This window comes from Flavobacterium sp. LHD-85, assembly GCF_030929595.1.
GTDB lineage: Bacteria > Bacteroidota > Bacteroidia > Flavobacteriales > Flavobacteriaceae > Flavobacterium.
The window spans coordinates 134,003-154,448 of record NZ_JAVFVR010000001.1; the positions used below are offsets into that span (position 1 = coordinate 134,003).

The window sequence follows — 20,446 nt, forward strand, 5'->3', positions numbered from 1 at the left end:
AGCTTTAGCTGGATGAATATAATAAATTAAAATAGAAGGGCTTTAGCCAAACTACCACGTTTGGCTAAAGCCCTTTCTAATTCCTAATTTTCCCATCCAGCTAAAGCTGGACGCTATTGAACCTATATTAAACACAAAACCCGACAGGTTTTAAAAACCTGTCGGGTTTGTTGTAAATTATAAAAACTTAATTCTTTAGTACCTCAGAACCTTAGAATCTTTATTTAACAAAATCTACCGCTTTAGCCAAAGCCTCTGCAATTCCATCAACATTTTTACCTCCTGCAGTTGCAAAGAAAGGCTGACCTCCTCCTCCACCTTGGATGTATTTTCCTAATTCCCGAACCACTTGTCCAGCGTTTAGGTTTTTCTCAGCTACGATTTCTTTAGAGATGTAACATGTTAACATTGGTTTTCCTTCGTGAGCTGTAGCAAAAACTACAAATAAGTTATTGTAAGAACCGCCCAATTCGTAAGCTAAATCTTTTGCTCCTTCTGGATTTAAGTCAACTTGTTTTGCTAAAAACTGAACTCCATTGATTTCTTGTAATTCTTTAGCCAAATCAGCTTTCATATTTTTGGCTTTATCTTTTAATAAAGCTTCTAATTGTTTTTTCAATTGTGCATTTTCGTCTTGTAAAGCTATAATAGATTTTACAGGATCTTGAGCATTTTTAAGTGCTTCTTTAATTTCTGCTAAAGAAACAGCTTGTGACTCAAAATACTCTTTTGCCGCTTCACTTGTAATCGCTTCAATTCTTCTAATTCCAGCTGCAACAGCCCCTTCAGAAACAATTTTAAAGTGCCAGATATCAGATGTATTCGCAACGTGAGTTCCTCCACATAATTCGACAGAGTCTCCAAATTTAATAGTACGAACTAAATCTCCGTATTTCTCTCCAAACAAAGCAATTGCTCCATCTTCAAGCGCTTGCTCTTTTGGAATTGCTCTTTTCTCAATTAATGGCAAACTCTCACGAATCCTTGCATTTACGAAGTTTTCTACTTCTACCAATTCTTCATCAGTTACTTTAGAGAAATGAGAAAAGTCAAAACGCAATGAAGCATTTCTTACCATCGATCCTTTTTGCTCAATGTGAGTTCCTAAAATCTTGCGTAAAGCTTGGTGCAATAAATGCGTAGCCGAGTGATTTGACGAAGTTTTAGCTCTCTGATTAGCGTCAACAACCGCATTAAAAGTTCCAGTAATGTTTTCTGGTAACGATTTTGCTAAATGTATCGTTTGGTTATTTTCTTTTTTAGTATCAATAATATAAACGATATCTCCATTTTGAGCTTCTAAATATCCTTTATCTCCCGTTTGTCCTCCACTTTCTCCATAAAATGGAGTTGCATTGAAAACTAATTGGAAAATCTCTCCATCTTTTACACTTTCAACTCTGCGGTATTTAGTAATTTTTACTTGTTGAGATAATCTGTCATATCCAACAAATTCTTGAATATCATCTTCCACAATTACATTCCAATCTCCAGCCGTAACTTTTGATGCCGCACGAGATCTTTCTTTCTGTAATTGTAATTGCTCTTGGAATCCTTCTTCGTCTAATTTCAATCCTTTTTCAGAAAGAATCAAAGCTGTTAAATCGATTGGAAAACCGTATGTATCATATAATTCGAAAGCTTTTTTACCATCTATTGTATCTCCTGCATTATTTAAGATTACAGCATCTAAAAGAATTAACCCTTGATCTAATGTGCGTAAGAAAGAGTTTTCTTCTTCACGGATAACATTTGAACAAAGTGCTTTCTGAGCTCTTATTTCTGGGAAAGAATCTCCCATTTGCTCGCTTAAAGTTTCAACCAGTTTAAAAATAAATGGCTCTTTAGTATTTAAGAAAGTAAATCCGTAACGAATTGCACGACGTAAAATTCTACGAATTACATAACCTGCACCCGTATTAGAAGGCAATTGTCCATCTGCAATAGCAAAAGCTACCGCACGAACGTGATCTGCCACTACACGAATAGCAATATTCATTTTATTTTGTTCTTCACTAATGCCTGTTACATCATTAGTTGTATATTTTGCTCCAGTAATGGTTTCGATTTCTCTAATTAAAGGCATGAAAACATCAGTATCATAGTTTGATGTTTTTCCTTGTAAAGCCATACACAAACGCTCAAATCCCATTCCGGTATCAACGTGCTGTGCTGGAAGTTTTTCAAGAGAACCATCAGCTTTACGGTTGAATTCCATGAATACATTATTCCAGATTTCAACTACCTGTGGGTGATCATTATTTACTTCTTCTTTACCTGGTTTGAGCGCCTTTTCTTCTTCAGAACGTAAATCAACGTGAATTTCAGAACAAGGTCCACATGGTCCTTGATCTCCCATTTCCCAGAAATTATCTTTTTTATTACCAAGAATAATTCTGTCCTCGTCGATTAAAGTTTTCCAGATATCCCAAGCTTCTTGGTCAAAAGGAACGTTATCTTCTTTACTTCCTTCAAAAACAGAAACATAAAGATTTTCTTTAGGAATTTTGTACACTTCTGTCAATAGTTCCCAAGCCCAGTTGATCGCTTCTTTTTTGAAGTAATCACCAAAAGACCAGTTTCCTAACATTTCGAACATGGTGTGGTGGTACGTGTCAATACCTACTTCTTCAAGATCGTTGTGTTTTCCTGAAACACGAAGACATTTTTGCGTATCGGCTATTCTTGGACTTTTTGGAGTTCCGTTTCCTAAGAAAAATTCTTTAAACTGGGCCATCCCAGAGTTATTGAACATTAGGGTTGGGTCGTCTTTAAGAACAATAGGAGCTGAAGGAACAATAGTATGCCCTTTACTCTCAAAAAAATCTAAAAATTGTTTACGTACGTCTTGTGATTTCATATTTAAATTAGAAAAATGTGTCAATTTAATGTGTCAATTTGATAACTAGATGATTAGCTAATTTATTCATTTGATGATACGTTAAGTTTTTTATAATGAAATTAAAAAACTTATATTTTAAACAATAAATTGCCTATTTTGCGCATTATCTAATGATAAAATAGCCCCAATATCTAATCATTAATCCTCGTAAAAAAGTGTCGAATAACTGAAACAATTAGCAGTTTTATTCGACTAACTCATTTTACAAGGTGCAAAAATAGCGTATTTTAAAATATGGCGAAAGTAAAATATTATTACGACCCAGAAAATCTGGCTTATACAAAAATAAAAACCAGAAAAAGAATAAAAATAGGTTACGCACTACTGTTTTTACTGGCATCGGCTCTATTTGGTTTTTTAGTTTTTGTTCTTTTAATTAACACCCCTTATTTCGAAACTCCAAAAGATCGTTTACAGGCACGTGAAATTGAAAATTTAAAGCTTCAATATGCCATTTTGAATAAAAAACTGGATGAAATTGATGATGCCGCAGACGCATTAGAAGAACGTGACAATAATATTTATCGCGTATATTTTAACAAAGCTGAAATTCCAGATTCGATTCGAAAAGCTGGTTTTAGAAGTTCTGACAAATACAAAGCGCTAGAAGGATACAACAATTCTCAATTGGTTTTGAATGCAACAAAAAGAGTTGACAAATTATCGAAGCAGTTGGCAATTCAGTCTAAATCTTTAGACGAAATTTTAAAATTAGCTGGAGCTAAAGAAAATTTATTATTGGCTATTCCTGCCATTCAGCCAGTTCGAAATGAAAATTTAAAACGTGTTGCGTCAGGTTTTGGATACCGCATTGACCCTTTCACGAAAGTGAGAAAAATGCATAACGGAATGGATTTCACTGCCAATACAGGTGCTCCAATATACGCGACAGGAGATGGTGTCGTGCAAAGAGCTGACAACACCGCTTCAGGATACGGAAACCATGTTGTGATCAGGCACGGTTTTGGATATGAAAGTTTGTATGCCCATTTGAGCAAATACAACTGTCGTCCGGGACAAAGAGTAAAACGCGGTGATGTGATTGGATACGTAGGAAGCACTGGTAGATCTGAAGGTCCGCATTGTCATTACGAAGTGCATAAAGATGGAAAAGTAGTCAATCCGCTGAATTTTTATTATGGTAATATTTCAGCTGTAGAATATGTGGCGATTTCGCAAATGGCAAACCAAGAAAATCAATCATTAGATTAATAGTACAAAAAATACTATTTTTGAAGTAAAATAGAAAAAAACGAACCATGCATATTGAACTTTCTAAAGACAAAAGATATTACAGTATTGGCGAAGTTGCCAAGGCTTTTAATGTCAATGCTTCTTTGATACGATTTTGGGACAGTGAATTTGACATTCTGAAACCTAAAAAAAATGCAAAAGGAAATAGAATGTTCACTCCAGATGATATTACGAATCTTCAATTGATTTATCACTTAGTAAAAGAAAGAGGATTTACGCTTGAAGGCGCCAAAACGCACTTAAAAGAGGGACAGAAGAAAACGTTAGATAAATTCGAAATAATACGTAAATTAGAGTCCATAAAAACGCAACTCAACGACATAAAAAACGAATTGTAATTAAAAATAGAAATAAACTTAAATCAAAACAAACATGAAAAAGTGGTTAATCCCTGTAGGAATTATTGTAGCACTTATTGCTATTATCGCATTTTGGTCGATTGGTATTAAAAATACTGCTTTACAACACAGTCAAGCTGTAAATAAAGAATGGGGAAATGTTCAAACGGCTTACCAAAGACGTAATGATCTTATTGGGAATTTAGTAAACACTGTAAAAGGTGCTGCTGACTTTGAAAAAGGAACTTTAACTGCTGTAATAGAAGCTCGTGCAAAAGCTACTTCAGTAACAATTGATCCAAGCAATGTAACTCCAGAACAATTAGCAGCATTTAACCAAGCTCAAAGCGGAGTAAGTTCATCTTTATCAAGATTATTGGTTTCTGTTGAGCAGTATCCAACTTTAAAAGCTAATGAAAACTTCTTGAAATTACAAGATGAATTAGCAAGTACTGAAAACCAAATTTTAACTGCTAGAACACGTTTTAATGAAGCTGTACAAGTTTACAACGGATATGTTTTAAAGATTCCAAACAACTGGTTCTTGAGCGAATACAAAGAGAAACCATACTTTGAAGCTTCTACTGGAGCAGATAAACCTGTTGAAGTAAAATTCTAAAAATTTAATATTTTTGATTAACGATTTTAGATTTCAGATCTAATCTGCAATCTAAAATCTACAATCTAAACTCTAAAATAATTTCCATGTCAAAAGTAGAAGATTTTTTAACCAAAGAAGAAGAGCAAGAAATTGTTGAAGCTATTCGTATGGCCGAAAATAATACTTCTGGCGAAATTAGAGTGCATATAGAAAAAACAACTTCTAAAGTCCATTTTGATCGGGCTTTAGAAGTTTTTCATGAATTGCGAATGGATGAAACCAAACTAAAAAATGGCGTATTGCTCTATTTTGCAGTTGAAGATAAAAACTTCGTGATTTGCGGAGATAAAGGAATTAATGATTTAGTTTCTAATGATTTTTGGGATTGTACCAAAGACATTATGGTGAATCATTTTAAAGCCGGCAATTTTAAACAAGGAATTGTTGGCGGCATTTTGAATGCTGGAGAACAACTCAAAAAATATTTTCCTTCTCAGGAAGATGATGTAAATGAACTATCTAACGAAATCTCAAAAGGATAAATAATGAAAAATTCCAAAATTAAAATCCCAAATTCCAATAGAATTTTTCAGATTACTTTTTTATTTATCGCATTATTTATCAGCAATGCTATTTTTGCGCAATTTGAGATTCCACCAAAACCAAGTTTTCAGACTTCTGTTTACGATTACGCTAACATTTTAAGTTCTACAGAAAAAGCGCAATTAGAAGAAAAGCTAATTCGTTACTCGGATTCGACTACTACTCAAATTGTAATTATTACTATTGAGAGTTTAAAAGGAGAAGATGTAAGCCAATTAGCAACGAAATGGGGCCAAACTTGGGGAATTGGAGGAACCAAAGAAGATGATAACGGAGTTGTAATTCTTTTAGCAAAAAATGAAAAAAAGATTGCAATTAATCCTGGATATGGACTTGAAGATCGTCTTACAGCGGGAATTGGAGGAACAATCATCAGAAACATTATCATACCAGAGTTTAAAGCAGGAAGCTTCTACAATGGTCTTGATAAAGGAACTGATGCCATTATTGATGTTTTTAAAGGAAAATTTAAAGGCGAACGTAAAACAACAAGTAAAGGACAAGACTTTCCTTTTCTTCCATTTATTGTAATTGTTGTAATCGTATTAATTCTGCTTTCTCGAAATAAAAGAGGCGGTGGAGGAAATTCTGGCAACAATGGCGGTGGTGGCCCTAGCCTGCTTGACGCTATTATTCTGAGTAATCTTGGAAGAAGCAGTGGTGGATTTGGAGGTTTCGGCGGATCATCTGGTGGTGGTTTTGGCGGAGGCGGAGGCTTCGGCGGCGGATTTGGCGGTGGAGGTTTCTCTGGCGGCGGATCTAGTGGAGGCTGGTAATTTATTCTGGTTCTAATTTTCTTTGTTTGAGGTTTCAAGTTTAGGTTTCAATCTTAAAAAATCATACATTTACATTTTACAATTTATTAATAGATGTTATCACATAAAGCAAAATACGCCCTTAAGGCCTTACTTTATTTAGCAGAACAAGACGAAAATCACATTTCTAGAACTGTAGAAATTGCTGATGGCGCTAACATTCCTAAAAAGTTTTTAGAGCAGATTTTATTAGATCTAAAACGCGGTCGTTTTGTGAGCAGTAAGCAGGGAAAATTTGGCGGATACTATCTAATTAAATCCAAAAATGATATCACTTTGGCAGAAATTCACCGATTATTTGACGGTGCAATTGCACTTTTGCCATGCGCTTCTTTAAATTTTTACGAGCCTTGCTCAGATTGTAAAACCGAGTCCGAATGCAGTCTGCGTCACGGTTTGATGCTTATTAGAGACAAAACTTTGAAGGCTATGGAAGGCATTACAATCGCTTCATTGGTAAAAAAATAAAAAAATATTTTCTAAAGTCTAGTAAATCGATAGAATTAATTATATATATTTGCCAAAAATAATTAACTAATCATTTACAAAATTTTAACTCATGAAAGTACATTCTAGTCAATCAGGTGGACAAAATCTTTTGCAAAAAAAACATAATTATAATTTCACAACTGTGAAAACTCTTTCATCTATGATGTGTATGTGTTGGTAAAAAAAATTTAGTTTTAAATTCTACTAATCACATATACTTAATATAAAAATGAAAACATCTATAAAAAATATATTTACAATACTTGCAGTTTTAACTTTCTCAATCTCATTTGCACAAAAAATAGATGGGGTTGTTACAACAGATCAAAATATTCCTTTAGAAGCAGCCAATGTGGTAATTAAAGGAACAACTTTTAGCACAATTACAGATTCTGAAGGAAGATTTTCGATAGAATCACAAGGCAAATTACCTCTTACGCTTTTAGTTCAGTATATAGGCTATAATACTGCAGAACTAGAAATTACAGCTATTCCTGCGTCACCAATATTGGTTACTTTACGCGAAGAAAACAAACTTGTTGAGGTGGTAGTTTCTTCAAGAAGAAGAATTGAAAAAGTACAAGATGTGCCAATTGCAGTTTCTGTTGTTACAGGAAAACAAGCAGAAGCAGCGGGAGCATTTAACGTAAACCGTATCAAAGAATTGGTTCCTTCTGTACAATTGTATTCTTCTAACCCTAGAAATACGGGAATCAACATTAGAAGTTTAGGTTCACCATTCGGACTTACCAATGATGGTATTGATCCTGGAGTTGGTTTTTATGTTGATGGCGTTTACTATGCGCGTCCAGCAGCGACTACTTTAGATTTTATCGATGTAGAGCAAATCGAGGTGTTACGTGGTCCACAAGGTTCATTATTTGGAAAAAATACTACTTCTGGAGCTTTCAATATTACCTCTCGCAAGCCAAGTTTTACACCAGGAGCTGACTTTGAAGTAAGTTACGGAAATTATGCCTTTTTACAAGCTAAAGCTTCTATCACAGGAGCATTAGGAAAAAAAGTAGCTGGTCGTTTATCTTTCTCAGGAACTCAGCGTGATGGTTTAATTGACAATATTGTTACAGGAAGACCTACAAACACGTTGAACAACCAAGGTTTTAGAGGACAATTATTATGGACTCCTACAGAAAACACAAACGTTACTTTTGCAGGAGACCTTACAACACAGCGTCCTGACGGATATGCACAGGTTGTTGCTGGTGTTGCTCCTACTCAGAGAGCTGCATACCGTCAGTTTGATGCTATTATTAAAGATTTAAATTATCAATTGCCAAGTTTAAATGCTTTTGACCGTAAGATCGATCACGATACTCCTTGGCGTTCTGGACAAGATTTAGGAGGGATTTCGTTAAACATTGATACCAAAATTGGTGGCGGAACGCTTACTTCTACAACTGCATGGCGTTTCTGGAACTGGGATCCTTCAAACGACAGGGATTTTACAGGATTACAGGTCTTAGCTAAATCTCAAAACCCAACAAGACAAACACAAATTACCCAAGAGGTTCGTTATGCTGGGCAATTAACTTCAAAAATTAGCGGTGTCGGTGGAGTATTCTTTATCGATCAGACATCACAAACAGATGGTACAGAAGAATCAGGAAATGCACAATGGAGATTCTCTCAAAGCACAACAAGTCCGTTATGGAAAACTCCTGGCCTTTTTGAAGGTTACGGAATTAAAACTGATGCAAGAATTAGAGCTTCGAGTGCTGCTGTATTTGGACAACTTGATTGGGCAGTTACAGAAAAATTTCACATCTTGCCAGGTTTGAGATATAACTTTGATAAAAAAGATGCAAGTTATTCTCGTAAAACTTACGGAGGTCTTCAGACCACAGATCCTGCATTATTGGCTTTGAAAAAATCAGTTTACTCAGATCAAGCATTTGATTCAGATACAGACAATACGGATTTTTCTGGAAATATCACTCTTACCTATAAAGCATCAGATAAAATAAATGCTTATGCAACTTATGCTAAAAGTTACAAGCCAGTTGGGGTAAACGTAGCTGGGCTTCCAACAAATGCCGCAGGTCAGCCAATGACTGAACTTGCAGTGGTTAAACCAGAAAAAGTAAATCATTATGAAATTGGAGTAAAAACATCTCCTTTCAAAAATTCAATCTTCAACTTAACGTTCTTTAATACTGACATCAAAGATTTCCAAACCAACGTTCAGGCAGCTGAATTGGGTGTAAATCGCGGATATCTTGCCAATGCAGATAAAGTACGCGTAAGAGGTGCAGAATTGGATGCAAGCTTTGTGATCAGCTCACACTTAACAATCAATGGTGCTGCAACTTATACAGATGGTAAATATGTCAAGTTTACCAATGCGCCACTTCCGTTAGAAGAAACAGGAGCGCCAGTTGCCTTCAAAGATGTTTCTGGAACTGAATTGCCAGGAGCTTCAAGATGGGCAGGTTCTCTTGGAGGTGAGCTTTCTGACAATGCAAGATTCTTTGGTAATGCTGGAAAAATCTTCTTCGCTGCTGACGGATATGCTCGTTCTGAATTTTCTTCAAGCCCTTCGGCTTCAAAATATTTAGTGGTACAAGGTTACGCAATCTTCAATGCCCGTTTAGGTTTCCGTGCTTCGCAAGGTCTATCTATTCAATTTTGGGGAAGAAACCTTTTCAACAAAGATTACTACGAGCAATTATTGCCTGCAGGTGGTAACTCAGGACAATATGCTGGAGTTCTTGGTGATCAAAGAACTTATGGAGTTACACTTAAGTATTCACTGTAAGCGGTTAGGTTAGTTAGTTTTAGTATTAAAAACGAGATGCATTTTAATGTGTCTCGTTTTTTTATTTTCACAAAAAAATATATAAAACAGATTTTAAAACAATTAGGAATGAGATCATTTGTATAAATTCGCAGCCTGAATTTGTAGCAATTGAACCGAACCTTTAAACTTATATCTTCTCTACTCTTTATTAGCCAGTTAATAACGGGCCAAAACCAAAGAAATATCGACCAGCAGACTTTGACTTGGATTCGGTATTACAATATTTTTCCGTTATCTGAAAAATGGTCTATTCATTCTGAATTTGATAATAGAAGTTTTGTAAATCCTGTTCATGAGAATCTTTTTGTTATAAGATCTCAAGCTCGTTACAGAGCAGCTAAAATGGTAGATTTGGGTGCTGGTTTTGCTTTTTTTAGTGTCAATACTCAAAACCCAAATATTGATCCTGATTATTCTATTCCTGAATATCGTGCACAGCAAGATATAACATTGATTAATGACATTGCCAAAATCACTTTTCATAACCGCTTTCAGCTGGAAGAACGATTCATTCAAAAAGCAGACAAAAGCGGACTTCTAGATGAATTCTCTTATGCTTTCAGATTCAGATACCGTTTACAATCCATGTTTACCCTTTGGGAAAAAGAAGGAAGAAGTATAAAAGGCACTATTTCAGATGAAATTTTATTCAATTTCGGAAAAGACAATCGCAGAAATACATTTGATCAAAATCGTTTCTACGTTGCTTTACGTTATCATTTCAATCCAAATCTTGGTTTAGAATTGGGGTATTTAAAAAACTTTCAAAGACGCGCCAGCGGCGTAGATTTTTATGATCGTGATATTATCAGGTTCACGGTTTATCATAGAATTAATCGGAAAAAGTTATGAGTTATGAGTTATACAAAAAATGCCTGTCAAATTAAATTTGACAGGCATTTTTTGTAACCTTTGAACCTTTGTTCCTTTGAATCTTTGCACCTTAAAAGCTAAGATCCTCTCTGTCTCTTTCCTCCTTTTTTACTTTCAGCGAAGTTTCCAATTTTATAAGCTAAAGAAAACATTACGTAACGTTTTAAAACAGTGTTTTCTTCATCTCTGATTGAGGTTGGCGAAATAGTTCTTGTTGCACTTTGGTTCTGGTTTAAAACATCATACACTTTTACTTTTGCGTATAATTTTTTATCCAAAAACCCATAAGAAAGACTTGTGTTCCAAAGGAAAAAATCCTTTTTGAAATCGTCTGAAATATTTGAATTATAAGTATATCCAAAGTCATTTCCGAAAATTAAATTAGCTGGCCAATACGAGGTTGTCTGCATATTAATTCTATGAATTACGTTTGAAGTCGCGTCTCTTGAATAATTTTCATATCTCGTTTCGTTATAGGATAAACTATATGATGGCGCAATCGAAAGCACTTCACCATAATCGTAAGAAGCATAAACACTTGGCGTAACAACAACCGATTTTGCATAATACAAAACAGCATTTGTAAATCCTTTGTCAAAATTATAATTACCGCTTAAACGCAAACCGTATCTGATCGTGTGAGCATCTTTTTTAATCTGCTGGTTCCAGTTTCCTCCAATCGAAGCAGAATATGTTCCTGAAATATTTACATAAGTTGTATTTCTTTTTCCGCTGTCGTCATAAATTGAAGTAGAAACAACATCATTATTATAATAATCTCCTTTAAGAAATAAACTGTACCCAGAGCGTGTTCTAAAATCAAAATTCTTAAAATCAACACCTGCTGTGCTTTTTTCAATCGGGTTTAGATTTGGATTTCCGATTACGCTATTCAATGGATTATTCAAATCTGCAACTGGCATTAATTGTGTTGCTGAAGGTAGTGCATTAGAATAATCGTACTTAAAAGTTAAATTTCTAGAACGGTCAAATTTGTATCGAAGCTGTGCTGTTCCATAAGGCAGCATATATCTTTTATTCAAATCTGTAGCTTGATTCAAGTAAAAAGAATGATTGTCAAACTCCACGATCGATGTTCTCGAATTTACATTCAGCGTAAATTTACTCTTCTGCCAAGTAATACCCACTTTTGGCGTAATCGAATTTTGCTTTGACGTGGTATAATTAGTCAGCGATAGATTTAAATCTGAATAGTCTTGTGAGGCATCATCAAAATTAAATGTCTTTTGATCGTTCATAGAACTCTGCCAGTCAAAATCGGTGCCGAAACGAAGTCTCAACGAATCGGTTACAGGCTCTGTATATTCTAAATCAAGCGAATAAGCATCACTTTTTGAGGTGTTTTTTGCATTCTGATTTCTTTCATCATTTGGCTTATTATCCTGATAAAAAATAGTTTCAGAAATGTTTATTCCGTTCGAATCATTTTTAGTGTTATTGTTATTAAAAACCACACTTAAATTTCGCGATTGCTTCTTAAAAGTTTTGTTGAAATTAATGCTATTGGCAAAACTCGTATTCGAACTTTCTGTATGCGATGTCCCTGTACTTTCGTTTAAAGCATCACCATTTTCATTCTCAGAAAAAGTCGAAGAAGATGAATTGCTATTTGATTCGGATAAATTCAATTTAGGAGCAAAAACAATCTGCATAGTAGGATTGATTTTGTACTCTAACTCAAAATTCACCTTGTTTCCAGTGTTTTCATTTCTGGTTTTAGAATCAGCTTCAGTTAAAATATTTCCTGTTGGCAATAAACTCAGCTGATTGGATTTGCTTTCGTTTTTGGTCACAGCATTTGTAAAGTTGTAACTGCTCATAAACTCCAAATCTTTTGTCCAGTCATCAGAATAATTAATACCAGCCAAAGTAGACTGCGTAATTCCTTTTCCTCCACTGCTTGCGCCTTGGCTGCCACCTTTAGCATTACGTCCGCCTCCCATATTATCAAATACCTCATCCATAGAAAACCCAGTTGAGTTGATATTGTTTGACGAAGCCAATACGCTTATTTTCTGTTTATTTTTGAAAAAGTTCATCATTAAACTGCTTTCGTAGCGTTCGTCTGAACCGTATCCGCCAAGGACTTTACCGAAATACCCTTTATTTTTCTTTTCGTCAATGGTAATATTTATACTCGAGTAATCTGAAGTCGATTCTTGTTTAGCCAATTCTTCTTTCTTGGTTTTAAAATCAGAAACCTGAACTTTTTTAATAATATCAGCTGGAAGGTTTTTAATGGCAATCGCTCCATCTTTATCAAAAAACGCTTTTCCGTTGACTAAAACCTGATTGACTTCTCGCCCATTTACCGTAATTTTTCCGGTATTATCGACATCAAAGCCCGGCAACTGTTTTAGTAAAGTTTCCACATTAGCATCTGGACGAACTTTATACGAGCCAGCATTAAATTCTAGAGTATCTTTTTTAATGGTAATTGGCGGTGCCTCACTTTTAATTACCACTTCATTTAAAACATTGGCATTTTCAAGCAGGTACAATTTACCAAAGTCTTTACTTTCTGTAAGCGCTTTTTGCTCTTCAAAATAAGTTTGATACCCTGTATAATTTACTTTTAAGAAAACTGGCTTATCATACTTTTTAGTATTGATAATAAAATTTCCGTTTTTATCGGTTGTAGCATATTCAATAATAGTGGAATCTTTTACAGCAGTAAAATAAACGGTCGCGAGTTCAAGCGGAAGCTGCGAGTTGATATCAACTACAGTTCCTTTAATAACGATATTGTTTTGGGCATTTGCCGAATAAACAAAAGCTAAAAACAATAAAAGTGAATAAATTCTGGTCATAAAATTAGGTTAGTTAGATCAGTAAGACTTAAAAAAACGCAAAAGGTTTAATTGTATTTTTTACATTTATTCAAATATAATGCCAATAAAAAATTGATACTATAATAAAGATAGACACAAAACATAAAAAAATCCCCTATTCAGGGGACTCATTTTTTTATTTTTCTCTTATATAAATATCGATCGGAACTCCGGCAAAATCCCATTTCTCACGAATTTTATTCTCAAGGTATCGCTTATAAGGTTCTTTAACGTATTGCGGTAAATTGGCAAAAAATACAAATTGTGGTGTTTGCGTTGGCAATTGCATACAATATTTGATCTTTACATATTTTCCTTTTGTCGCTGGCGGTGGATACGCTTCAATTACTTTCAACATATATTCGTTGAATTTTGAAGTTGCAATTCTTTGTTTTCTGTTTTCGTAAACTTGAACTGTTGCTTCAAGCGCTTTTAATAAACGCTGTTTCGTTAAAGCAGAAACGAATAAAATTGGCACATCTGTAAAAGGCATCAATTCTTTTTTGATTTTCTCTTCGTAATCACGAGTAGACATAGTATCTTTTTCTACTAAGTCCCATTTGTTTACCAAGATTACAACTCCTTTACGGTTTTTCTCAGCCAACCAGAAAATACTCTGATCTTGCCCTTCAAATCCGCGTGTTGCGTCGATCACCAAAATACAAATATCTGCATGCTCAATTGCTCTAACAGAACGCATTACAGAATAAAACTCTAAATCTTCTTTTACTTTTGCTTTACGGCGAATACCAGCAGTATCAACCAAGTTAAATTCAAAACCAAAACGGTCAAATTTAGTGTCAATAGCATCACGAGTTGTTCCGGCAATATCAGTAACAATATAACGATCTTTGCCAATCAAAGCATTGATAAAACTAGATTTTCCAGCATTCGGACGACCTACAACCGCAAAACGAGGCAATTCAACTTCTGGCGTTTCTGGTTCTGGTTTTTCTGGGAACGCTTCGATTAAAGCATCCAATAAATCCCCTGTTCCACTTCCAGAGATACTCGCAAAAGTATAATATTCACCTAAACCAAGGTTATAAAACTCTACAGCGTCTTTCTCACGCATGGCATTATCAACCTTATTTACAGCCAATAAAACTGGTTTTGTTACTTTGCGAAGCAATTTTGCAACGGTTTCATCCATTGGCGTAATTCCTTCTTCAACATCAACCACAAAAATAATAACATCGGCTTCATCGATAGCAAGCTCAACTTGTTTACGAATTTCACCTTCAAATACGTCATCACTTCCGCGAACGTATCCACCTGTATCAATGACAGAAAACTCTTTTCCGTTCCACTCGCTTTTACCATAGTTTCTATCACGGGTAACCCCAGATACTGAATCTACAATAGCTTCTCTTCTTTGTATCAGCCTATTAAAAAGGGTCGATTTCCCCACATTAGGTCTTCCTACTATCGCAACAATGTTATTACTCATTTTATTGAATTTTAGATTTTAGACTTTAAATTTCAGATTCTTAGCTTCCTAAAAACCTAATCACTTGCAATCCAAAATGCCTTATTAAAATTTTTTGCAAAGGTAGTTAAAAAAAGTTGCTGAGACGCTAAGTTTCTAAGTACCTAAGTTTTTATTGTTTTTTTGTATAATTTTCAGGAGCTAATCCAGCTATCCGCTATATCTTTTCCTGGCTAAAGAAGCCAGAAAAAGGATACCGCTCCTATCTGGGCTAGGGCACTTATTTTCAAAAGAACTTTCGTTTAACGATTAAACAAATCAACGATTAACCGATTAAACAAAAAAACTACTGATTATAACCAAATCGTTTCAGCATATTGGCGTTGCTTCTCCAGTTTTTGTTCACTTTTACATAAAGTTCAATGTGAATTTGTTTTCCGAAGAATTTCTCTAAATCAGCTCTAGCATCGGTTCCAACTTTTTTCAACGCTGCACCTTTATGCCCGATAATAATTCCTTTTTGTGTATCGCGTTCTACCATAATTACAGAACGGATTCTGATAATATTTTCCGTTTCATGAAATTCTTCTGTTACGATTTCTACTGCGTATGGAATTTCTTTGGCGTAGTTCAATAGGATTTTCTCACGGATTGTTTCGTTAACAAAGAAACGTTCTGGTTTGTCTGTTAATTGGTCTTTAGGGTAATAAGGTGGTGATTCTGGCAATAATTCGATAATTCTTCCGAAAACTTCTGGAACGTTGAAATTCTGCAATGCCGAAATTGGGAAAATCTCTGCATTTGGCACTTTTTCTTTCCAGAAAGAAACTTGCTGTTCTAACTGTTCTTGGTTTGAATTATCAATTTTATTTAAAAGCAATAAAACCGGAATCTTAGCATGAATGATTTTCTTGAAGAAATCTTCATCTTTCAGATCCTGCTCGCCTATTTCGACCATGTAGATTAAAATGTCAGCATCTTCAAAAGCCGATTTCACAAAGTTCATCATCGATTCCTGCATTTCGTACGCAGGCTTGATGATTCCTGGAGTATCAGACAAAACCAATTGAAAGTCTTCTCCGTTTACAATTCCAAGAATTCTATGACGTGTAGTTTGTGCTTTTGATGTAATGATCGACAATCGTTCTCCAACGAAAGCGTTCATCAATGTTGATTTTCCAACATTTGGATTTCCGATAATATTTACGAAACCTGCTTTATGTGACATTTTTTGCTTTATTTATTTTGCAAAGGTAGTCATATCAACTCAATACAGAAAATAAAACATTTTTTAAAGTTTTCGTTGGATTTCTCAAAAATCGCCGTATCTTTGCACCCGAAACATCGCGGGATAGAGCAGTAGGCAGCTCGTCGGGCTCATAACCCGAAGGTCACAGGTTCGAGTCCTGTTCCCGCTACAGAGAACAACCCATCAAAATTTTGATGGGTTTTTTGTTTTTTATTAGCTCCTTCAACCCTTGCAAACGTTGAAACTAAGGCAAAAACTAGGTTCACTTTATCGGTTAGATATTGCCTGTTTTCAGCTCTAATTGACAATCCCTCTGGAAATACCAAATTCTGAATTCTTATTTTACTCTCAATATCTCCTTCTTTCCAGTATTTACTGATGTTCGAGACTTTTTCTACAACTTTATCGATATGTCTTTTGTGGTTAGATATTTTTTTTGAGCTGGCATGAATCTGGCTTTCAATCATCTTTAATTCGGTCTCAAACTGAAGCGCATATCTATTGTATTTTTCATCTCCAAAATTTGAGTTCTCAAAATAGCGTTTATCCAAATTCTCAATTTTAGTTTCAACATCTTTTTTCTTTTCAAGCAAGCTTTTCATTTCTTCTTTAGCTTCTGCGTTTACATCTTCAAAAAATTTATTCAACTGCATTTTAAAAGGCTGTACAAATCGTGAGTTTAATGTATATTTTGACAATAACCTTTCGAAAGAATCATTCAACCCTTCCATTTTTGATTTTTGGGTAGTCAAAGCGTTAAAACTGGCATTTTTACACTTTTGGCATTTATAATAGTGTGCTTTCTTTTTTCGAACCTCATAGCTTGTTAAAAGGCATCCGCACTCGCATCTTAAAAATCCTGTAAGGGGTCTAAATTCATTAACTTTAGTTTTACAATATTCCTTAACTGCAATCACACTGTTTTCAGAAAGCATGTAATCCACTTTCAGGAAATCTTCCTCACTGACTAAGCCTGACCAGTTTCCTTTCACTGGTTCTTCAATTAATGAATTAACTAAGATTCCGCAATAAAATGGATTGCGCCACATGGAACTCATTCCTTGTTTGGAAATAACCAGATTCAGTTTTTCAAGTTTCTCTCTGATTACATAATCTCTTTCCCCTGCAAGCTTCCATTTCCAAGCCTTTTTTAAAATTTCTCCTTCCTGATTGATGGTAATAGACTGTGTATCCTGCATTAAAGCGTAATCTCCCACTTTTCTGCCTCGCATTGTATAACCTCTTGGAGCTTTGCCCAGCCAGTTTCCTGATCTGAGCAGTGCCTTCATGCCTGGAATGGTTTTTTCTAATCTGTCCATGTTTTCTCTTCTGGCATCTAAGAGCTTGCTGTAAATATCTAATTTACTATATTCATCATTGGTGCAGAGTCCTGACGATGTTTCAATCAAGTGAACACCCAGTTTATCCACCAGTTCCTGCACAATAGTAATAGCATTGCCTCCTGTTCTGGAGAACCTGCTGATAAATTTGATAGCTATTGCAAAAGGTTTCTGCTTTGCGCTTTTAACCTCTTCAAATAATTTAGTAAACTCTTTTCTTGTGAAATCTCCCGAAGCACTCTCATAAGTACCTCCAAGTATATTTTTAAGTGAATAACCATTCTTAGAGGCAAACTGAACAATTTCACTCCTCTGCTCTTCAAGACTGTTGTTTACTAACTGAAGTTTAGAACTTACCCTTGTATAGCCCCAGATTTCTTTTACCTCAATCTTTTGAGCCAGCTTTTCTTTTTGGAATTTTTTGAAATTTTCAACACTCATATTTTTAACTTTAAAAATTATAAACTATTACTGCTAATTGAAACAGGCTTTCAATTATCTCCTGCCCTTCCGATTCTGATATTGTTTCAAAACCTTTACAGCTTCTTAATTCTTCAATAGTTAATTTTACCTGATTCTTTTTAGCTTGTAGCTGTACTAAGGCAGTTTCTGCCGTGATCCTGCTTTTAACTGTTTCGTTATTTTCCATTCTGCACCTCCAGCTTTAAACAGCTAAAGACCGTTTTTAAGGTCTCTGCTAATTATACATTATTATACTTTAATAAATATATAAATGCATGCTCTAAATGACTGCCGTACCAGCACTGCTGGTGCTCTTTGTCTTTTAATGTCGTTATCTCCAATACAATTACAGGCAGACAACCTGTGGCAGAACTACAGATGAAAGTTGTATTTTTTAAAAGAAATAGTAATTAATTAAATCTCACGAATGTATCCTATCAATTCTTTATATACGGTACATTGAAAATCGTGTTTCATACATTTGATGCAAATTAAACATTCCAGAAACGTTCTTAAAGTTTTGGTTTCCTGCGGTTAGCCTTTCGTTTCAACTGATTGGCAAAATCAGTTTCCTGAAAATCTTCTCCCTGAGCTTGGGGCAGTAAGCTTCCAAATGTTTCAACAGCATTATTCTCCTGTCCGCTGTAAGACGTGTTTTCCTTTCCTAACGAGTCAGGATGGCTGTTTGAGTGATTAATCTGACTACCCTCACGAAATGTCTCCTTTGCAGTGGGATTATTTTTTAAAGCCAGATCTGTTTTGTTGCCGTTATTCCACCAGTCATTGAATACATTAGCAGAAAGGTTTTTAGCCAGCTCTGATCCGTTCCAGACACTGCGGGATTTGTGGTCAATAAAAGTAATGCCGTAAATACGTCCTCCAGCATTTCGCCTTACAACAATATTGATCCTTTCTTCCATTAGCTTTTTCCTGAATTCGGACTCATTTGTTGCTGTCTGCAATACTGATTCGATCCTGTTTTTAACTGATTCCTTCACGGGACTGTCTTTTAGTTTCACTCTGTTCTGGTCGCACTGGGATTGCAGCTGCAGATAACCTGCACTTTTACCAAACAGAGAAGCCTTAAAGGGATTACTTGCTTTTTCTCCCTTTTCATTTAATGCAGAATATACCAGTCCCAGTTTTGAAATTCCATTGTATTCCCCTTTGACTTCCTCAGCAGTAATATTAAAAAGCGAAAGCACGGCATTATATGCCCCAAAAGTTTGGAACTGGTAATATGCAGGCAGATAGCGAAGCACCGAAGCCATCTGGCTTTTTATATCTCCTGCCTTATAGTCAACTGGTTTAAATGTTGGGCTGTCTGTCTCTTGCTGTTTTTCTACAGCCGATATAAGGCTGTACTTTTTTTCTAATGCCCTGCAGACCGCCATTGAACGCCTTTTTTCAAATTTATCGGATATTTTCCTACCGTCTTCATCCACGCAGACAGACACTATATGAATATGAGTGCGGTCTATATCAGTATGTTTGAATACCGCAAAAGGCTGATTTCCGTAGCCCATCTCCCTCATGTAGTCCTGTGCCATATTCTCAAAATCAGTATCGCTTACATTGTCTTTCGGATCAGGATTTAAGGAGATATGAAGTATGGGTTTTTCTGTTTTTCTGTTAGCCAGCAGGTACATTTCAAAAGATCGGGAAAGCTGTTCTAAGGAATAACTGCCATCAGGGGATTGGATTATCTTTTGGGTAAACAAAACCTGTGCACTTTCTTTTTCAACTTTTTGATAATTATAGGCTAATGTCCCGTACAGACTGCTTCCTCTTCCTATTTTTGCTATCACTTTTTCAGGTGTTTTTCTTCAAATTCCGCTGTGAGCTGTATTATCTTTTGGCACAAAACACCTAATTCTATCGTTTCTTTTGCCAATTTATAGAGATATACGGGAGCTTTCTTTTCGGAAAAATTACGTTGCATAATCTTTACAACCTGATTGTAATTAACCCCAATAGCCCGAAACTGTCCGAATAAGGCAGTTAGAAGTATGTAATAATCCATTGTCGCTTTATCGATCTTTACGCTCTTGATGCCTTTTTGAAAAATGCAGGCAGTAATAAAGTGAGCCATTACATTTATTCCCGAGCTCTCAAAAAGGATCAGAAACTGTGCATTTTCTTCAGCGGTAAGACTGATTGAGTAGCGGTGGACTGCAGGATCTATTTTGGGATGCCTGCCTCCTTTGTGCGGGGTCTTTTTTTGTTCATTTTCCATGACTTCAATTATGGGTATCATTTAAAAAAATAAATCCAATATATTTTATAATCAGTACTTACGCCCCTATTTGGAAGTACTGGGAAGTGTTTGGAAGCATCTGGCTCAGTTACCCAAAATACCGTCTTAAACCTTTAAGCTTGGACAGCCTCTGACAAGCAAAGCCACCTGTAGACACTCTTAAA

16 protein-coding genes and 1 tRNA gene are annotated in these 20,446 nt (G+C 35.3%); 9 read left to right on the forward strand and 8 right to left on the reverse strand.

The features are described 5' to 3' along the window. Positions 1 to 220: 220 nt before the first annotated feature. Positions 221 to 2,860 carry an alanine--tRNA ligase gene (gene alaS / locus RB618_RS00550; protein ID WP_308067013.1) on the reverse strand — a complete coding sequence of 880 codons (2,640 nt, stop codon included), beginning with the start codon at positions 2,858 to 2,860 and terminating at the stop codon, positions 221 to 223. Positions 2,861 to 3,136: 276 nt separating this feature from the next. On the opposite strand from alaS, the gene RB618_RS00555 reads away from it, so the two are divergent. The 8 genes from RB618_RS00555 (at position 3,137) to RB618_RS00590 (ending at position 10,672) form a co-directional block, all read left to right on the forward strand. Then, entirely contained in the window at positions 3,137 to 4,114 is a 978-nt protein-coding gene (locus RB618_RS00555; protein ID WP_308067014.1) for a M23 family metallopeptidase, read from the forward strand. 47 nt (positions 4,115 to 4,161) lie between these two features. Further along, complete coding sequence (locus RB618_RS00560; RefSeq protein ID WP_111364203.1) at positions 4,162 to 4,494, forward strand: MerR family transcriptional regulator; 333 nt, start codon at positions 4,162 to 4,164, stop codon at positions 4,492 to 4,494. Positions 4,495 to 4,528: 34 nt separating this feature from the next. Further along, positions 4,529 to 5,113 carry a LemA family protein gene (locus tag RB618_RS00565; RefSeq protein ID WP_095928713.1) on the forward strand — a complete coding sequence of 195 codons (585 nt, stop codon included), beginning with the start codon at positions 4,529 to 4,531 and terminating at the stop codon, positions 5,111 to 5,113. 86 nt (positions 5,114 to 5,199) lie between these two features. Then, complete coding sequence (locus tag RB618_RS00570; protein WP_308067015.1) at positions 5,200 to 5,637, forward strand: TPM domain-containing protein; 438 nt, start codon at positions 5,200 to 5,202, stop codon at positions 5,635 to 5,637. 3 nt (positions 5,638 to 5,640) lie between these two features. After that, entirely contained in the window at positions 5,641 to 6,474 is an 834-nt protein-coding gene (locus RB618_RS00575; protein ID WP_308067016.1) for a TPM domain-containing protein, read from the forward strand. Between the two features lie 93 nt (positions 6,475 to 6,567). Further along, positions 6,568 to 6,981, forward strand: coding sequence for an Rrf2 family transcriptional regulator (locus tag RB618_RS00580; RefSeq protein ID WP_012023964.1), 414 nt, complete (start codon positions 6,568 to 6,570; stop codon positions 6,979 to 6,981). Between the two features lie 250 nt (positions 6,982 to 7,231). Next, a complete protein-coding gene (locus RB618_RS00585) occupies positions 7,232 to 9,778 on the forward strand; it encodes a TonB-dependent receptor (protein WP_308067017.1) in 2,547 nt (848 codons plus the stop codon). A 150-nt stretch (positions 9,779 to 9,928) separates the two neighbouring features. Next, positions 9,929 to 10,672 (forward strand): DUF2490 domain-containing protein, encoded by a 744-nt coding sequence (locus RB618_RS00590; protein ID WP_308067018.1) that lies wholly within the window; start codon positions 9,929 to 9,931, stop codon positions 10,670 to 10,672. A 98-nt stretch (positions 10,673 to 10,770) separates the two neighbouring features. Here the strand turns inward: RB618_RS00590 and RB618_RS00595 are convergent, their stop codons facing one another. The 3 genes from RB618_RS00595 to era form a co-directional block, all read right to left on the reverse strand. After that, entirely contained in the window at positions 10,771 to 13,524 is a 2,754-nt protein-coding gene (locus tag RB618_RS00595) for an outer membrane beta-barrel protein (protein ID WP_308067019.1), read from the reverse strand. A gap of 157 nt (positions 13,525 to 13,681) precedes the next feature. Next, positions 13,682 to 14,995, reverse strand: coding sequence for a ribosome biogenesis GTPase Der (der, locus tag RB618_RS00600; protein WP_308067020.1), 1,314 nt, complete (start codon positions 14,993 to 14,995; stop codon positions 13,682 to 13,684). 325 nt (positions 14,996 to 15,320) lie between these two features. After that, on the reverse strand, positions 15,321 to 16,202 hold the full coding sequence (gene era, locus RB618_RS00605; RefSeq protein ID WP_308067021.1) for a GTPase Era: 882 nt from the start codon (positions 16,200 to 16,202) through the stop codon (positions 15,321 to 15,323). Between the two features lie 117 nt (positions 16,203 to 16,319). On the opposite strand from era, the gene RB618_RS00610 reads away from it, so the two are divergent. Then, a tRNA-Met gene (locus RB618_RS00610) sits at positions 16,320 to 16,392 on the forward strand. Here the strand turns inward: RB618_RS00610 and RB618_RS23695 are convergent. From RB618_RS23695 to mobA, 4 genes are all read right to left on the reverse strand, one after another. Further along, positions 16,352 to 18,004 (reverse strand): recombinase family protein, encoded by a 1,653-nt coding sequence (locus tag RB618_RS23695; RefSeq protein WP_374121102.1) that lies wholly within the window; start codon positions 18,002 to 18,004, stop codon positions 16,352 to 16,354. The two genes, RB618_RS00610 and RB618_RS23695, sit on opposite strands and share 41 nt — an antisense overlap. A gap of 10 nt (positions 18,005 to 18,014) precedes the next feature. Continuing rightward, positions 18,015 to 18,212, reverse strand: coding sequence for a hypothetical protein (locus RB618_RS00615; RefSeq protein WP_308067022.1), 198 nt, complete (start codon positions 18,210 to 18,212; stop codon positions 18,015 to 18,017). A gap of 325 nt (positions 18,213 to 18,537) precedes the next feature. Then, positions 18,538 to 19,833 (reverse strand): conjugal transfer protein MobB, encoded by a 1,296-nt coding sequence (gene mobB, locus RB618_RS00620; protein WP_308067023.1) that lies wholly within the window; start codon positions 19,831 to 19,833, stop codon positions 18,538 to 18,540. Then, on the reverse strand, positions 19,830 to 20,261 hold the full coding sequence (gene mobA, locus RB618_RS00625; RefSeq protein WP_308067024.1) for a conjugal transfer protein MobA: 432 nt from the start codon (positions 20,259 to 20,261) through the stop codon (positions 19,830 to 19,832). The genes mobB and mobA overlap by 4 nt, the downstream gene beginning before the upstream one ends. Between the last annotated feature and the right edge of the window lie 185 nt (positions 20,262 to 20,446).

What these genes read in the sequence shown, in the direction of transcription:
- alaS (WP_308067013.1), bottom strand. Translation starts at nt 2,860, where the DNA reads ATGAAATCACAAGACGTACGTAAACAATTTTTAGATTTTTTTGAGAGT.
- RB618_RS00555 (WP_308067014.1), top strand. Translation starts at nt 3,137, where the DNA reads ATGGCGAAAGTAAAATATTATTACGACCCAGAAAATCTGGCTTATACA.
- RB618_RS00560 (WP_111364203.1), top strand. Translation starts at nt 4,162, where the DNA reads ATGCATATTGAACTTTCTAAAGACAAAAGATATTACAGTATTGGCGAA.
- RB618_RS00565 (WP_095928713.1), top strand. Translation starts at nt 4,529, where the DNA reads ATGAAAAAGTGGTTAATCCCTGTAGGAATTATTGTAGCACTTATTGCT.
- RB618_RS00570 (WP_308067015.1), top strand. Translation starts at nt 5,200, where the DNA reads ATGTCAAAAGTAGAAGATTTTTTAACCAAAGAAGAAGAGCAAGAAATT.
- RB618_RS00575 (WP_308067016.1), top strand. Translation starts at nt 5,641, where the DNA reads ATGAAAAATTCCAAAATTAAAATCCCAAATTCCAATAGAATTTTTCAG.
- RB618_RS00580 (WP_012023964.1), top strand. Translation starts at nt 6,568, where the DNA reads ATGTTATCACATAAAGCAAAATACGCCCTTAAGGCCTTACTTTATTTA.
- RB618_RS00585 (WP_308067017.1), top strand. Translation starts at nt 7,232, where the DNA reads ATGAAAACATCTATAAAAAATATATTTACAATACTTGCAGTTTTAACT.
- RB618_RS00595 (WP_308067019.1), bottom strand. Translation starts at nt 13,524, where the DNA reads ATGACCAGAATTTATTCACTTTTATTGTTTTTAGCTTTTGTTTATTCG.
- der (WP_308067020.1), bottom strand. Translation starts at nt 14,995, where the DNA reads ATGAGTAATAACATTGTTGCGATAGTAGGAAGACCTAATGTGGGGAAA.
- era (WP_308067021.1), bottom strand. Translation starts at nt 16,202, where the DNA reads ATGTCACATAAAGCAGGTTTCGTAAATATTATCGGAAATCCAAATGTT.
- RB618_RS23695 (WP_374121102.1), bottom strand. Translation starts at nt 18,004, where the DNA reads ATGAGTGTTGAAAATTTCAAAAAATTCCAAAAAGAAAAGCTGGCTCAA.
- RB618_RS00615 (WP_308067022.1), bottom strand. Translation starts at nt 18,212, where the DNA reads ATGGAAAATAACGAAACAGTTAAAAGCAGGATCACGGCAGAAACTGCC.
- mobA (WP_308067024.1), bottom strand. Translation starts at nt 20,261, where the DNA reads ATGGAAAATGAACAAAAAAAGACCCCGCACAAAGGAGGCAGGCATCCC.